Below are 414 nucleotides of genomic sequence, written 5' to 3'. Positions count from 1 at the left end.
GCCGTCTGTGCCTAGCTCGTCTGCATTCAAGATACCGTCGCCATTTAGGTCTTCAGGAATCGTGATCGCACCGATCAGGTCTGCAGGGACTGTATCAACTGTTACTGTCACGTCTGCATCTGCAACATCAACGTTACCTTGTGCATCCACTGCTTCTGCATGGATCGCTACAGGGCCTTCGCCTGTCACAGGAATCGCTGCTGTGATATAGCCGTTTGCAAGGTCAGCCGCAGTCACGGTGTAGTTCACACCATTGACATTCACCACTGTGCCGTCAAGCGCATCTGGTCCCAACGCCACTTGTGCATTGAAGCTGCCGTCTGTGCCTAGCTCGTCTGCATTCAAGATACCGTCGCCATTTAGGTCTTCAGGAATCGTGATCGCACCGATCAGGTCTGCAGGGACTGTATCAAC

General features: G+C 53.1%; 1 protein-coding gene. It reads right to left on the bottom strand.

The genetic code is table 11. The features are described 5' to 3' along the window. On the bottom strand, nucleotides 1-414 hold a 414-nt coding region (locus tag ACNQ0W_RS25400; RefSeq protein WP_417933309.1), incomplete at both ends, for a hypothetical protein.

Origin of the sequence: Enterobacter cloacae complex sp. 6730903, from assembly GCF_048283985.1 — a bacterium.
Lineage (GTDB): Bacteria > Pseudomonadota > Gammaproteobacteria > Enterobacterales > Enterobacteriaceae > Enterobacter > Enterobacter hormaechei_C.
The sequence above is the reverse complement of the archived record's forward strand: the minus strand, read 5'-3'. Positions and strand labels throughout refer to the sequence as shown.